This window comes from Paraburkholderia sp. IW21, assembly GCF_041321145.1.
Taxonomy (GTDB): domain Bacteria; phylum Pseudomonadota; class Gammaproteobacteria; order Burkholderiales; family Burkholderiaceae; genus Paraburkholderia.
This window is the reverse complement of sequence record NZ_JBGGWA010000013.1, coordinates 58,567-72,285: the sequence shown is the minus strand read 5'-3', so window position 1 is coordinate 72,285 and position 13,719 is coordinate 58,567. Positions and strand designations below refer to the sequence as shown.

The 13,719-nt window shown below is 60.0% G+C and carries 18 protein-coding genes and 1 pseudogene; 6 read left to right on the top strand and 13 right to left on the bottom strand.

Translation table 11 applies throughout. From position 1 onward, the window contains the following. Nucleotides 1-385: 385 nt before the first annotated feature. Nucleotides 386-1,279: pseudogene (locus tag ACAX43_RS26815) on the top strand (tyrosine-type recombinase/integrase); the annotation flags it as partial. Between the two features lie 245 nt (nt 1,280-1,524). On the opposite strand, the gene ACAX43_RS26810 reads toward ACAX43_RS26815, so the two are convergent. Then, complete coding sequence (locus ACAX43_RS26810; RefSeq protein WP_370711429.1) at nt 1,525-1,995, bottom strand: hypothetical protein; 471 nt, start codon at nt 1,993-1,995, stop codon at nt 1,525-1,527. 534 nt (nt 1,996-2,529) lie between these two features. On the opposite strand from ACAX43_RS26810, the gene ACAX43_RS26805 reads away from it, so the two are divergent. After that, nucleotides 2,530-3,054: a hypothetical protein gene (locus tag ACAX43_RS26805; protein WP_370711428.1), complete on the top strand. Its 525-nt coding sequence runs from the start codon at nt 2,530-2,532 to the stop codon at nt 3,052-3,054. A gap of 8 nt (nt 3,055-3,062) precedes the next feature. Here ACAX43_RS26805 and ACAX43_RS26800 read toward each other — a convergent pair whose 3' ends face one another. After that, nucleotides 3,063-3,698, bottom strand: coding sequence for a hypothetical protein (locus tag ACAX43_RS26800; RefSeq protein WP_370711427.1), 636 nt, complete (start codon nt 3,696-3,698; stop codon nt 3,063-3,065). 212 nt (nt 3,699-3,910) lie between these two features. Here ACAX43_RS26800 and imuA point away from each other — a divergent pair, with 212 nt between their 5' ends. Genes imuA through ACAX43_RS26780 form a run of 4 tightly spaced genes read left to right on the top strand, consistent with a single transcriptional unit; the run spans nt 3,911 to nt 9,495 of the window. Further along, nucleotides 3,911-4,618, top strand: a complete 708-nt coding sequence (gene imuA, locus ACAX43_RS26795; RefSeq protein ID WP_370711426.1) for a translesion DNA synthesis-associated protein ImuA — start codon at nt 3,911-3,913, stop codon at nt 4,616-4,618. Further along, nucleotides 4,548-6,026, top strand: coding sequence for a DNA polymerase Y family protein (locus ACAX43_RS26790; RefSeq protein ID WP_370711425.1), 1,479 nt, complete (start codon nt 4,548-4,550; stop codon nt 6,024-6,026). The genes imuA and ACAX43_RS26790 overlap by 71 nt, the downstream gene beginning before the upstream one ends. 3 nt (nt 6,027-6,029) lie before the next feature. Continuing rightward, nucleotides 6,030-9,176, top strand: coding sequence for an error-prone DNA polymerase (locus ACAX43_RS26785; protein ID WP_370711424.1), 3,147 nt, complete (start codon nt 6,030-6,032; stop codon nt 9,174-9,176). A gap of 19 nt (nt 9,177-9,195) precedes the next feature. Further along, the gene (locus tag ACAX43_RS26780; RefSeq protein ID WP_370711423.1) at nt 9,196-9,495 is read left to right on the top strand and encodes a DUF2471 family protein; all 300 of its coding nucleotides are present in this window, start codon (nt 9,196-9,198) and stop codon (nt 9,493-9,495) included. 159 nt (nt 9,496-9,654) lie between these two features. Here ACAX43_RS26780 and ACAX43_RS26775 read toward each other — a convergent pair whose 3' ends face one another. From ACAX43_RS26775 to ACAX43_RS26725, 11 genes are all read right to left on the bottom strand, one after another. Next, the gene (locus ACAX43_RS26775) at nt 9,655-9,861 is read right to left on the bottom strand and encodes a hypothetical protein (protein WP_315697566.1); all 207 of its coding nucleotides are present in this window, start codon (nt 9,859-9,861) and stop codon (nt 9,655-9,657) included. Between the two features lie 15 nt (nt 9,862-9,876). Continuing rightward, a complete protein-coding gene (locus ACAX43_RS26770; protein ID WP_183802273.1) occupies nt 9,877-10,062 on the bottom strand; it encodes a hypothetical protein in 186 nt (61 codons plus the stop codon). A 9-nt stretch (nt 10,063-10,071) separates the two neighbouring features. Beyond that, the gene (locus ACAX43_RS26765; protein ID WP_370711422.1) at nt 10,072-10,353 is read right to left on the bottom strand and encodes a hypothetical protein; all 282 of its coding nucleotides are present in this window, start codon (nt 10,351-10,353) and stop codon (nt 10,072-10,074) included. Between the two features lie 19 nt (nt 10,354-10,372). Continuing rightward, nucleotides 10,373-10,666, bottom strand: coding sequence for a hypothetical protein (locus ACAX43_RS26760; RefSeq protein ID WP_370711421.1), 294 nt, complete (start codon nt 10,664-10,666; stop codon nt 10,373-10,375). A 40-nt stretch (nt 10,667-10,706) separates the two neighbouring features. Then, nucleotides 10,707-10,994 (bottom strand): hypothetical protein, encoded by a 288-nt coding sequence (locus ACAX43_RS26755; protein WP_370711420.1) that lies wholly within the window; start codon nt 10,992-10,994, stop codon nt 10,707-10,709. A 70-nt stretch (nt 10,995-11,064) separates the two neighbouring features. Next, nucleotides 11,065-11,319, bottom strand: coding sequence for a hypothetical protein (locus ACAX43_RS26750; RefSeq protein ID WP_370711419.1), 255 nt, complete (start codon nt 11,317-11,319; stop codon nt 11,065-11,067). A 54-nt stretch (nt 11,320-11,373) separates the two neighbouring features. Further along, a complete protein-coding gene (locus tag ACAX43_RS26745; protein WP_370711418.1) occupies nt 11,374-11,865 on the bottom strand; it encodes a hypothetical protein in 492 nt (163 codons plus the stop codon). A gap of 35 nt (nt 11,866-11,900) precedes the next feature. Further along, nucleotides 11,901-12,113: a hypothetical protein gene (locus ACAX43_RS26740; protein ID WP_370711417.1), complete on the bottom strand. Its 213-nt coding sequence runs from the start codon at nt 12,111-12,113 to the stop codon at nt 11,901-11,903. A gap of 25 nt (nt 12,114-12,138) precedes the next feature. Next, nucleotides 12,139-12,414, bottom strand: a complete 276-nt coding sequence (locus tag ACAX43_RS26735; RefSeq protein WP_370711416.1) for a hypothetical protein — start codon at nt 12,412-12,414, stop codon at nt 12,139-12,141. A 44-nt stretch (nt 12,415-12,458) separates the two neighbouring features. Beyond that, the gene (locus ACAX43_RS26730; RefSeq protein ID WP_370711415.1) at nt 12,459-12,881 is read right to left on the bottom strand and encodes a hypothetical protein; all 423 of its coding nucleotides are present in this window, start codon (nt 12,879-12,881) and stop codon (nt 12,459-12,461) included. After that, entirely contained in the window at nt 12,833-13,588 is a 756-nt protein-coding gene (locus tag ACAX43_RS26725; protein ID WP_370711414.1) for an abortive infection family protein, read from the bottom strand. Before ACAX43_RS26725 ends, ACAX43_RS26730 begins: the two co-directional genes overlap by 49 nt. Nucleotides 13,589-13,719: the final 131 nt, after the last annotated feature.

The following is a 13,719-nucleotide window of genomic DNA, read 5'->3' as shown; positions in this document are numbered from 1 at the left end:
GGCTTTGACTCCATGCTTGAGAAGTTTGCAGGTCACCACGTCGCGCTGGAGGCGAAGGGGGCCGGGAGATGTCTTTTACCTGCGCACCGCAAGCTTCCCGGCACTCGGCGGCCGTCATCAATCCCCGGCAAGCCTGCGACTTGCACGTGCCACGGGCAAGTTGGCGGAGACTGACCGCTCGCCCAGCTCGATGAAGGGTCGCATAGCAACGGTCATTTTGAGTGCATACACCGCCGCCTATATGTGTACCCAACACAGGTAGACAGCAACTAGCTGATTTTTATATAAAAATATTTGGGGACGCAAGGCAATGCGCCGCCGGGCAAGGGCGCCCTAACGGGAAACCTGCGCGAAAATCAAGGCCACACCACGACGGAGGATGCATGCCATTGCATACCGGAGTTTCGTCCGGCGGCCCACCCCGCGCGAGCGCTGGGTGGGACCCATGCGCCCGCGCACCTCGCCGGAGTGGCGACCATTTTCCGGTGGGCTGTCGGCCCGCTCAACCGCCTACGCGCTGTCCGTACTCGGCGCGATGTTCCGCTGGCTTATCGAGCAGCGCTATCTCCTGGCCAACCCGTTCGCCGGCGTCAAGGTGCGGAGCACCAGCCGCTCAACCGTGCTCGACACGTCCCACGCCTTTACCGAGGGCGAGTGGATGCTCGTGCGCGCCATTGCTGACGGACTTGAGTGGTCGTATGGCTGGGAAGCGCCGGCTGGGCAACGCCTGCGCTTCGTACTGGACTTCGCGTATGCGACCGGCCTGCGCGTCAGCGAACTGGTTGGCGCCTGTCTCGGCAACGTCGAAACCGACGCCCGGGGCGATCACTGGCTGAGCATCATCGGGAAAGGGCGCAAGGCGGGCAAGGTCGCGCTACCACCACTGGCTCGTACTGCGCTGGACCGCTACCTGGTGGAGCGAAGGCTGCCGGTCACGCCGACCCGCTGGCATCCCGATACGCCACTCATTGGCAGCCTCGAGCAGGACAGTGCGGCAGGTATCAGCGGTGTCCGGCTATGGGAGGTCACACGGCGGTTTTTTGCGAAAGCGGCCGAAGTCATCGAGGCGGACAACCCGGTGCTCGCGGAAAAGCTGCGTCGCGCGAGTCCGCACTGGACCCGACACACGCATGCGACCCACGCCCTGGCTCGCGGGGCTGAGCTGACCACGGTACGGGATAACCTGCGCCATGCCTCGATCGCGACGACGTCGATCTACCTGCACAGCGACGAAGTAAAGCGCGCCCAGCAGATCCGGAACGCCTTCGCGGAAAGATAGGGTTCCAGCTGAACCGCCCTGAAACGGCATGATCTTTCCGGTTTATATAACCTGGACGCTTATGATAGGAATTCGCGCGCACCTTGTTCATCCCCCGTTGATTTGCTGGTCAGAAAGAAGTCTGGATGGGATGCAGTCGTTCCGAATTTTGCTAGCGAGGTCCTGATCGAGAGAGCTAAGGCAGATGGGACGCAAGTTGCATAATCGCGATCGCGCTTTGCCCCTCGCTGGACTCTATCGATTGGTTAAGTAGCGGACTCGGCGAAACGTCGAATGGCCTCGATGGAAAAAGGCCCGGCGACGAGATTCCGCCACTTATCGCGCGTCGCAATCCATTGGCGATGACGGAACTCAGCAGCGTTGACGCCGGGCTGAACTTGAGGAGCGTCTTGATATCCGAGGATGTCCATGACCTCACGGAGGCCGACCTGTCCGGCGCGCCAGTCAGACGCCGCTCGCTTTTCCACGATCTCCGGGCCGATATAGTAATGGAGTGTGATCGCCATCGCCTTTTCGCTCAGCTTAGATTGAGTTGTTATGTATGAACGCACGATCTCAACGAATCGGTTGGGAATCTGGTTGGGGTCGGCGACACGCTGCGCGGATCGGAAGCCCGGAAGGAAAGAGGCTACCGTTGCGATATCCATCTGATGATCTGGTGGCACGCTCTCGAACCAGCTTAGGAAATGTTCAAGGGGAGTTTTGGAATCGGCCATGATAGATTGGGTTGCACTATAAGGGTTTGACCTTTCCAGTCAGGATTTCCCCGCGCCCCTGTCGGAAGCGCCGCTAAACGGGGGCGCACCGGCTCTGCCTGCGTCGCGCAACTCGCGAGCCGATCGCAGCCTGTTGAGTAATGCCTCTTCCAAAGCAGTCGTTACCGAGCGTTCAAGCCGGAGAGACCTGAACCTAGGCGGCTAAAGAGCAGATGGACGTGAGCGTTCATCAATTAAAGAACCTAACGGCTGGCGCGGACCTCGTTGTGACAGAAGCATGATCCGATTATCACTTGCCACCAACGCCCCCACAAGGGAAGCGTCGCGCCCGGCGCGAGGTCGCTCACCGCACCGGCGACCCCGAGGCATCGGAACAGCGGCCCTCTCTTGCTGAAAACTGTCGAACAGAGTTCGAATAGTGGCCGCTACCATAGCGGCAGTTGCGTGCCGTTATGTGTACGTTGGCCGCTGACCGCTCAACCTAGGGTGAAAGATGCCGATAACAAAGACTCGACCTTTAGCAATCGATAGCAAATGAAAGATATCGCAGATGAGAGCCTTTGGACGCGGGTCAAATCCTGGCTATCTGTCAATACGGAAACTGCGGGATGGGCGCTCGTCCAGGTGCTTTATCTTTGCATACCCTTGGTGATAATCTTTTTCTGTTATCTGGAGATAGGCGCGTCACTGCACGATGCGTTCCGTGGACCCGACGCCATGTTCGTCGTTTTCATTGCTTTTTTTGAAGTACTCAGAGACTCATTGAAGAGCCTTCAACTCCAGAAAAAAGGGCACGACGACCAAGACACCATGTTGATCATCGCGGTGGTGTTGCTCGTGGCCTCCGTTATCACCTTATACACGTCCATAGCGGTTACCCAAGGAGCCCTGCCGCATATTGATCGTCAAGGTCTCGGGGACACGACTCAGTTCATGCTCTGGCTGTCACTGGGCTCAGCGTGGTTTTACAAATGTAGGCTCAAGAGTGTCGAACGCCGAGTGGAACGACAAACGAAATCCGCTCCCGTTACCCCGGCCGCAACCTTGGATGGCCTTTGAAAAACCGCTCAATTGGCCGCTTTCCAACCCTCGTTTGTCAGGGTGACGGGGAGCGTTGCTTGCCCCTTACCTGCCACGTCATTTGCGAGGTCCGGGTATGCGGCCCTCAGTTGCTCGTTGACAGCCCATTTGGGGGCGTCGGTGATCTCATATGCGTAGTAGACGGTGGTACCGGTCGCGCTGCCGATCGTCACCGGCGCGTCCCACTTCAGTATCTTGGTCAGCTTTATATTTCCGTAGCAAAAGCGGCCGGTCTGTTGATTCGGATATGGCTGAAACGGCTCACGCACCAAGATCTTTTTGCCCTCGTCGGTAAGGGAGAAAATCGCCTTCTTACGGAAATTGGTCGACGCATTTGGGCCCGCTTCTTTAACTGTCGCTAGCCCCGCGCTCACGAAACCGACGCCGGCGTCGTAGAACGCGTATGGGTTGCCGTGATCCGTTGGCTCCGCCGAGGCCGGCCACGACACGGCGGGCAGGCAGCGCTGCGGGCTTGAGGCCAATTTTTGGTTTACCGCCGCGGTGAAGTTTTCTTCATTCGGGGCTGACTTGTCCGAACAAGCGGTAAGCGACGACATGGCCCCGCCCACGACGGCAAGGGCGAGCACAAAGCGGATTTGCATAACTGGCGTTTGGTGAATCATGAGAACCGGAATCTATCACGGAGCCTAATGATCGGCATCATTTAGAACAACAAAATAATTTCTAATAAATCGTTTTCTTTGTCAATCACAGCAACAGACGAGTTGCACCGGTGCAATGCCGGTTTGCGATGCGACCCCATATTTCTTGAGGATCCACGCTGGCGCCCAGGCTATACTGTGTTTTTATACAGGTGTTTGAGACGGAGAGAGCCATGAATGCCGTCATGCTGCCCGAAACGATTCATTCGGATCTGTGGCGGGGCAATCAACTTGCGCACGTCCGGTCGCGCGTCGTTGACTGCGGCGACGTGAATCTTGCGCGGGAGTTGCCCGGGGGGGGCTGGCCACGTGGCGCACTGACCGATCTGCTTGTGCAGCAGACGGGCTGCGGCGAATTACGGCTGCTTCGTCCTGCATTCGAGCAGTTGTCGACCAGGCCTGTCGCCATGCTGCAACCGCCTCATGACCTTCAGCCGACGGCTCTCGCCTGGTGGGGACTAGATCCTTCAAATGTAATGACGGTCAAAGCGCCCCGCACGGCCGATGCGCTGTGGGCTGCGGAGCAGATTCTGCGCGCAGGCACATGCGGTGCTCTGCTTTTCTGGCAGAGCCACGTGCGGCCCGACTCGCTGCGCCGACTGCATCTGGCCGCACAGGCGTCCGAGTCGCTCTTTTTCGTGTTGCGACCGCTTGCGACGACGCGCGACGCCTCCCCGGCGCCGCTTCGGCTTGCGATCCGGGCCGCGAAAGACGGTGTCGATATCCAGTTCATCAAACGCCGCGGCCCCGCACGCGATGAGCCGCTCTTCGTCCCGCTGACGCCCTCCCCGATTCTGAACGTAAAACGCAATGCAACTGTGGTTAGGCGTCCATCTCCCGTCGCTGTGCCTCGAGGTGTTCCGGCCGAAGTGGTCGCGTGAAACCTCGGACCCAGCCAACGGTATTGCCGTGCTCGAGAAAGAGCGCGTCATCGCCATGGACGCGCGGGCGCGAGAGGCAGGCGTCTGTACGGGCATGCGCCGCGGCGGCGTACTCACGCTTGCGCCCGCTACTGTCATGCATGAGCGCGACAGCGCGGCCGAGGTGAACACGGTGCGCGAGGTCGCCACAGGCCTGTTGAATCTTTCGCCGCAAGTGGTCATCGCGGAGGAAAGCACTGTGCTCGTCGACGTGTCAGCAAGCCTGCGGCTCTTTGGGGGCATCCGCTCGCTGCGCCGCATGGCGCACCGGGTCGTGGATGCTATCGGCATGACCGCGACCGTCAGCGTTGCGCCGACGGGGCAGGCGGCATGGTTGCTTGCGCGCGCTCGTGGCGGTGTCGCACTGTCGCACGATTCTCTCCAACGCGCGTTGGCCGGTTTGCCGGTCGGCCTGCCGCCGTCCGCGCGTCGCCATATGGACTGGCTCACTGGCATTGGCTGCGAAACGGTTGGACAACTGATGCGACTGCCCCGTGCAGGTTTGAAGAAGCGTTGCGGGACAGCGTTGCTGGATCTGCTCGACCGCGCCAATGGAGATGCACCCGAAGTGTACGAATGGTTTGAGACGCCGCCGACCTTTCAGGCGCGCGTGGAACTGCCGGATCGCATCGAACACGCCGAGGCCTGCCTGTTTGCGGCGCGCCGGCTAGTGGTTCAGCTAACCGGCTGGCTGTCGCAGAAGCAGCTTGCCGTGACCCGCATCGTTCTACTGCTCGAGCATGAACGCGGCCGCGATGCGATTGAGCCAACCGCCATCGAAGTTTCGCTCGCGGAACCGACGTGGCGCGAGGATCACCTCGTGCGGTTGCTGAAGGAAAGGCTTACGCGCGTGGAACTTGCGGCCGCCGTCATCGCCCTCCAACTCGTTGTGCAGGAAGTCAGCGAGGCGGAAGCGGCATCCGACTCGCTCTTTCCGGAGCCGGGCGGCACCGCGTCCGATCACGCGCGGTTGCTAGAACTGCTGGTCGCGCGCCTCGGCGCGGAAAATGTGCTGCGCCCGGCGCCGGTAGCTGACCACCGGCCAGAGGTCGCCGCGCGCTGGGTGTCCGTGACGGACAATAAAACAAAGTATGTGCCGCCGGCGAGCGATACGCCGCGGCCGACGTGGCTGCTGGAACAGCCGCTGAAGCTGCTAATGCGCGGCGAACGCCCCTTCTACGGCACGCCGCTGCGCACCGTGTCGTCCGGCGAGCGCGTTGAAGCAGGCTGGTTCCAGGGCGAGGCGGTCACCCGCGACTACTTCCTCGCGGAAGCCGACGACCACATCTGCTACTGGATCTTCCGGGAGCGGATCGGTGCGGTCGACGAGGATGAGCCGCGCTGGTATCTGCATGGTCTCTTCGGATAGGCCATGTCGTATCTGTCGTTCGCCCTGCCCGGCTATGCCGAGTTGCAGTGCTTCTCCAACTTCACGTTCCTTCAGGGCGCGTCACATGCCGAGGAATTGGCCGCGCGCGCGGCGCAACTCGGGTATGAGGCGATCGCTGTCACCGACGAATGCTCGCTCGCTGGCATCGTGCGCGCGCACGTCGCGGCGAAAGAAGCGGGCATCAAGCTGCTCGTCGGCGCGCATTTCCGGCTGACCAATTCGGACGGCTCTCCTGCCCTTGCCTTCACGGCGATCGCACAGAATCGCGAAGGGTACGGCAACCTGTCTGAACTGATTACGCTCGCACGCACGCGCACGGCCAAGGGCACGTACCTGCTCTATCCGCACGATCTCGACCATCCAGACCCGCCGTATGCGCACTTGCGAGCCCTGTCCGACTGCCTGATCATCCTGACGCCCGAATTCCCGGCGAAGGAAGCGCGCCTCGACGCGCAGGCCGAATGGGCTGCACGCACGTTTGGCGAAAATCGCTGCTGGATGGGCCTGACCTTGCACGCGCGGGCGCTGGATGACATTCACCGCAATGTCGTGCTCGATGTCGCCGAGCGACATGGTCTGAACGTCGTCGCGACAGGTCAGGTACTCATCCACGTGCGATCGCGCAAGCCTCTACAGGACACGCTCACCGCCATCCGGCTTAACCGCCCGGTCGCGGAATGCGGCTTTGAACTCGCGCCCAACGCCGAACAGCATCTGCGCTCGCGTTTGCGGCTTGCCAACGTCTATCCAGCGGAGGCGCTCGCGCAGACGTTGAACATCGCCGCCCGGTGCTCGTTCGTGCTGGACGAACTGCGCTATGAATACCCAGACGAACTGGTGCCGCCCGGCACGACTCCAACCGACTACCTGCGCGGCGAAACCTATCTGGGGGCGCAGCGCCGCTATCCACGCGGCATTCCGCACAACGTGCAAGTGCAGATCGAACACGAACTCGCGCTGATTTCGGACCTGAAATACGAGCCGTATTTCCTGACGGTGTACGACATCGTGCGCTTCGCGCGCAACGAGGGAATCCTGTGTCAAGGGCGTGGCTCCGCTGCCAACTCCGCCGTGTGCTATTGCCTTGGCGTCACCGAGGTCGACCCGGCGCGTAGCAGCATGCTGTTCGAGCGGTTCATCAGCAAGGAGCGCGGCGAACCACCGGACATCGACGTGGACTTCGAGCACCAGCGCCGCGAGGAAGTCATCCAGTACATTTACCGGAAGTACTCCCGCACGCGCGCGGCTCTGGCGGCCGCAGTGACGACCTACCGGCCCCGCTCCGCGATCCGCGATTCTGGCAAGGCGCTTGGCATCGACCCTGTCATCGTTGACCGCGTCGCGAAGGAACATCACTGGTTCGATTCGAGCGCGGATCTGACAAGACGTTTCGTGGACAGCGGCCTTGATCCCGAGACGCCGATGATCCAGCAGTGGGCGACACTTGCCGCGCAGCTGCTCAGCTTTCCGCGTCATCTGTCGCAGCACACGGGCGGCTTCGTGATCGCGCGCGGCAAGTTGTCCCGTCTCGTGCCGGTTGAGAATGCGTCGATGCCGGATCGCACCGTGATCCAGTGGGACAAGGACGATCTGGAAGCGCTCGGCCTGCTGAAGATCGATGTCCTCGCACTTGGCATGCTGTCGGCGATCCGCCGCGCCCTCGAGCTCGTATCGCAGCAGCGCGGCGAGCCGTTCGAAATGCAGGACATCCCGCCCGAGGACGGAGCGACTTACGACATGATCTGCGCGGCCGACACGGTTGGCGTATTCCAGATCGAGTCGCGTGCCCAGATGAGCATGCTGCCGCGATTGAAACCGCGCGAGTTCTACGATCTCGTGATCGAAGTCGCGATCGTGCGGCCGGGCCCGGTTCAGGGCGGCATGGTGCATCCGTATCTGCGGCGGCGTCAGGGCATCGAGCCCGTCTCCTACCCGAGCCCCGAAGTCGAGCAGGCACTGAAACGCACGCTCGGCGTGCCGATCTTTCAGGAGCAGGTTATGCAGGTTGCGATGCTCGCGGCAGGTTTCAGCGCCGGCGAAGCTGATCAGCTGCGCCGCGCTATGGCGGCATGGAAGCGCAAGGGTGGCCTGCAGCACTATCATGACCGGATCGTCGAAGGCATGCTTCAGCGCGGCTACGACCGTGAATTCGCCGAGTCCATCTTTGCCCAGATCCAGGGCTTCGGCGAGTACGGCTTTCCTGAAAGTCACGCGGCGAGCTTCGCCCTTCTCGTCTACGCAAGCTGCTGGCTTAAGCGCCATGAACCCGCAGCGTTCCTCTGCGCGATGCTGAACAGCCAGCCGATGGGCTTTTACTCGCCTTCGCAGCTTGTACAGGACGCGAAGCGCCACGGCGTTGGCGTGCTGCCGGTTGACGTGACCATCAGCGGTTGGGATTCGGCCATGGAAGGCGATGGCAGTATGGCGCCCGTGCGGCTCGGCATGTCCGTTGTTCGCGGCATGCGCGAGGAAACTGCCAGGCGCATTGAGGCGGCACGCGCAGCCAGGCCGTTTCGCGACGTCGCCGATCTTGCCAACCGCGCTCAACTCGACCGCCACGACCTGCAGGTGCTGGCGGCAGCGAACGCGCTCAAGCCGCTCTCCGGGGACCGCAGGCAGGCGCTGTGGGCGGCAGTCGCCGCGGTGCCCGATAAGGATCTGTTGCGCGCAACGACACGCGAGGAAGAGGCGCCGGCACTCACGGCTCCGACGGAAGGACAGGACCTGATCGCGGACTACCGCTCGACTGGTCTCACTCTCGGCCGTCATCCGCTTGCACTGCTGCGCGAAAAGCTGCTGTCCATGCGGCTGATGCCCGCCGAAGCGCTGACGCGCTACCGCAACGGACAGCTCGCGCGGGGATGCGGGATTGTGACGGTGCGGCAGCGCCCCGGCACCGCAAACGGCGTGATGTTCATGACGCTTGAGGACGAGACGGGGTCGGTCAACGTCATCGTCTGGCAGTCGGTGCTCGAGCGGCAACGGCGCGAGGCGCTCGGGGCATCGCTGCTCGCTGTGTATGGCGTGTGGCAACGCGAAGGCGACGTGATGCACCTTGTCGCGCAACGGCTCGTCGACGTGTCACATCTCCTTGGTGAACTGCAGACGGCGAGCCGCAATTTTCACTGAAACAACGAGGAAAGAAACGATGGCGAACTACAACGTCCTGTTTGACGCGCAGGCGGCCGCTGAGGAAGTCATACCGCGCGTTGTCGAGCGGCATCGCTCGAAGGGCATTCTGACGTGGAAGCTGCTTCATCAGATGGAAGAGGAAGTGCTGGCCGAGGTAACGGCTGGTGGCAGGTTCAGCGAGCGATTGCTGCAGATGATCTGCGCGCCGGCGGTGCTGGAGTATCCGAATGACGATCGGCCTGCGTCGTTGGAGGGGCATGACTTCGTCCCGATCGTGTTCGGCGCACTGGAACGTGCATGGCGGCAGGTTCACTAGGGCGATCTTCCGGTGACTGCCAGGAGCCTGCGGGAATCCGTCTTGCTGCGGCACACATGCCATCGCCGGGAGGACGTAGTGTGCTATGGAGAACCAGACCGGCTGCTTGAACTTGTGATGGGCGCGCTCACAGCGATGAAAAGTTTTCGCGTGTTTTTGCTATTCCAGCTCGATAACACCCGACTTCCAGTGCTCGTGCTTGCCGAGCTGCGTCTGTTCCGCCGCGTCCGCGACCTGCAACAAAGCATTCGCCAGCGCCCGGAGCGTCGCGGGATAGATGTCTTGCCCATTCCCCATCGCAGAGTCGAGCGTGACAAGCGGCGCACCATGCCGGTCTTTGCAAAGCCTGTATTCGAGTCGTTTCATGCTTTGTCTCCCGTTTCAAGTCTGGCTCTCTGCATCGACCGCATCCGGGTCGGGAACGGCGACGTACCTGTGCGGCTCGCCTCGGATAGCCGCGCCGTTATTGCCTTCACTAACCAGCGCGCGGGCCAAGCTTCGATCCACTACGGCATCGCGCACCAAGACGCGGTTACCATCGGCCTCGATTGCCCAAATTTCGAACATGTCGTTTTCCTATGCGCTTATGGGCCGCCGATGCTTGAGCATCAGGCGGTTATAGCGAACTGCCGCGAACGAGATGTAGGCTCGGCCCACGGTGCAGCCGATGAACGTATTCGAGCGCGAAGCCGAGAATGAATAATCATCGCGCTCTTGACCATCCCCTTGCATCATCTTTCTGCACTCCACTGCCGACGAAAAATGCTCGCCGTACCAACGGTTCACCAGCGCGACGCTCGTCGCCGTTAGTAACGTGAGTAGCGCGACAACTGAGATAATCATCGTAGCCAAAGTCATCGCATTGTCTTCCGTGGCGTTAGATAAAACCGCGCGCGCGCAGTTGCTGAGCGGTAATCGCACCGTTCTCACGAAGCTCGGTGCCGAGGCCTTGGACGACTTGATGCCCGAGGTTCTCAGGCGTCGCCGGCAACCCAAGCAGAACGCATGCAGCCTCATGCGATTGACGCACTTGAGCGTCTTCACTTTGCTCTGCCGCAAGCGGGTCTTGAATTACGCTGAAGCCGTGTTTGCGGAGCGATCGAATGGCAGCGACAAGGTTGGATGCCCAACGCTCACGCTCGGCGTCGATGATCTGTTCCAAAGGGTGCATATCTGTTTTCCTGTTCGCCGGCAGCGCCGGCTGTTCCGTCCTACAACTTACCATTGTCGTGCAGGTACTCCCCAATCCGCTCTGCAATTCTGGCCCGCTCCTCGATACGAGGAATGAAATACTGCGAGTCGTTGACGGGCCGACCGAGTTGCTGTCCAAGCTCCCTCAGCGCATCAAGCAGGTCGTCGGCAGTCAAGGGCTTTCCGACAGCTGCGAATGCATCGTGCAGGGCTTTGTGAAACCGTTTCTCATCCATAGGATGGTTGGTGTGCCACGTGTCCACCTGCATCCACTGGCGCATAGCATCGACGATTCTTTTATCGGCCATCTGACTTACCTTCCTTTCACATTCCAATCTGTTGACGTTGAATGTACCGATCGAGCTACCTATTATCACTTCACACAGTGCGTGGGCTGTGCCCGACCTCAATCTTCGGATTTCGGGTAAGCAGGGCCGTCGCGTACACCTTGTTCCCTTCCAGGGTGAATCCATCAAAGAAAATAATGGACCGAGAACGACCTTCTGTATGGTCCACCTGCTGGGGACTTGGCCTCCCGTTGGCGTCAACGATCCGGTAGCTTTGCCCTTGCACTACCTCTTCAACAAGCCAGCTAACTTCGTTCCCATGCGAGGATAAGTAAATCAATTCCATACTGTGGTTTCCTGTTTTTCTGTATTGCCCGCACGACAGGCGCGAGCGCTCTTCCTACGCGCCTGAAGAGGCGACCGAGAGTGCGTCCCGAACCTCTTTAAGCTGAGACAGCAGTCGTTCGGCCGACTCAAGCATCGCTTCATGTGAATCTGGCGTTACTACGACGACCTTTGCCTTTCCAGCGCGATTGACAACCTCCACGTGTATCGCTCCGCCTGCGTTTTCAGGAGTCTCGTCGATCCCGTGTGCGAACGCATTGCGAAACGATTTGAATGTTTCCACGCGGGTTAGCAGCGCGGGTAGCGTTGCAGCAACACCCCGGTTCTTGAAGGATGGCACTGCTGCGCGGGCTATTTCGATCTTGTCTTGAAATGTTAAGCCATCGCGGCGCAGGAATAGGCGAACAAAGTCGCTCCGTACCGCGTCAGTGGCAAAATGGTCCGCCAGAATAGCCACGATCTGATCTTCAAACCAGATCGCGTAGTGCGTAAGCTCGCCGGTGACAATCGCATCAAAATCTTCTTTTGAAAGGCGCCTGTATTCCACGCAAGTTCTCCCTGTTTTCCGAATTTTCCGAGCTATCAGAGAGGTTGGAACTGGCACTCGGTATCGAGCACTACGCGTCCATCGTCCAGATGAATGAAGCGGCGAAACGGTTCCTCCATGTCGTCGCGCAATACGACGCCTTCTATCGTCCGCGCCGTGTCATGATGAAAGCAAACGGCGACTCGCTTACCGGCGAGAGCGCCTTGCTTCGGAAACTCCGTTGCGGAGATATTTGCTTTCACGCCCATTGTTCAGTCCTTGTTTTCCGAGTTCTCAGAGTGTTACTTGGAGCGCTTGCTTGACAGCTTCGTAGCTCTCCAACGCGAAAATTGTCCGCCGAGCTTGCACCACGCCCCCCGCATCGTCATCCTCGTTCACGTAGTCGTTCGGTTGTTCCAAGGTTATCTTGACCCCCGGTTCACCCGCATACTTCGCCATAGAAACATCGACAACGGACGTGACTTGATCCGGCCGTATCAAAGCCTTTCGGGCATGGGCCAACGTGTCGTCAGAGTCCGAAACGATCGTCACTTCGAAAAACTTGGTCATCCCGCCTCTCCTTGTGTTCGCTGCCCGTCGGGTGTTTTCCGTGGTCAGTCTTCGTCCCAATACTCTTCGAGGTTCACGCCGATGACTCCGGGATGCACGCGCTTGATTGCCTCATAGGCGAACGCTCGTGCATCATCGTCGCTCGGGAAGAACGTGGGTGTCACATACGGAGTTTGATACGGTTTCGAGATACCCCCGATCCCATCAAACTCCCTCCCGAAATCCACTTCGATGAACCACCGCCCATCACGGCACCCGACGAGATTCAGCGACGAGTCTGGATATCCTTTCTTGGTCGCCCATTGAATTAGCCCGTCGAGATGCTCGTGGGCATTCGTGTCAAACATCGCGTGAGTGTTAGCGCGCTCTTCCTCTCTCATATCCACCTCAGCGTTTTCCGATCTGTTCGAACTTGTTGTCATTGCCGCCAAGGCGCGGATGATCGAGCCTGGCGCTTTTTCTGCCACGTCTCCAGCAGGAAGATGGCTACGGTATGAGCCGAATGAATCGCAAGGCGTGCATGCCTTCCTTCAAGCCGGTACTGCACGGTGCCTGATCCGTGCGCGGAGCTTGCATGGGTGCGAAGCGCCCCGATTCCTTCGACAACGGCGAAAAGTCCCGTGAGGATCGTTTGGAGGTCGCGGTCTGCGATCGCCCCCGGATCGAATCCGAGATCCTTCCGAACCAGTTCCCAGAGTGGCTTCAGGTCTTGTCTTTGAGGCAAAATTAGTCCAGCTTCCGCAATGTAAGCCTTACACAGCGACTCCAAAATGTTGCTTGCAGCCGACACAGCTTCACGCGGCTCGGACTCGACGTTGCCCAACGCTCGCTCGAACTCATGATCGACGGCAGCGAAATCAAACTCTCGGAGCATCGTGTCAAGGGTACGGGATGGAACACCGAGAGCGCCGACGACGTTTCCACCTCGGACGTATTGCAGATTGTGCTGTGCGAGTATCTCCTGCAGACGTTTCTTGTCAGCCTCGCTTTGGGCGTGGTTCCAGTCGTCGGGATTCGTCACGACCTCCATGCAGTTCTCGATCAGCTTACCGAGAACGCGCATCGGATCGTCCCCAACTTTATTTACACGCCGAAGCCACTCGGTGGCCTTGTTAAGCTTGTTCCCTTCTGGCGCATCACCGGGTGCGTTGGCGTATAGGAACAGGCTGTTCATCGTTGCGTGCGTCTCCCGTCGCTCGATCACGGCTGCAACTACAGATATGATTGGAGAAGGTATCTCGATGCGCATTTGCTTCCCTGTTTCCCGATTTCCCCGTGTAGCACGAGCATTAGGCGCGAGCCGTT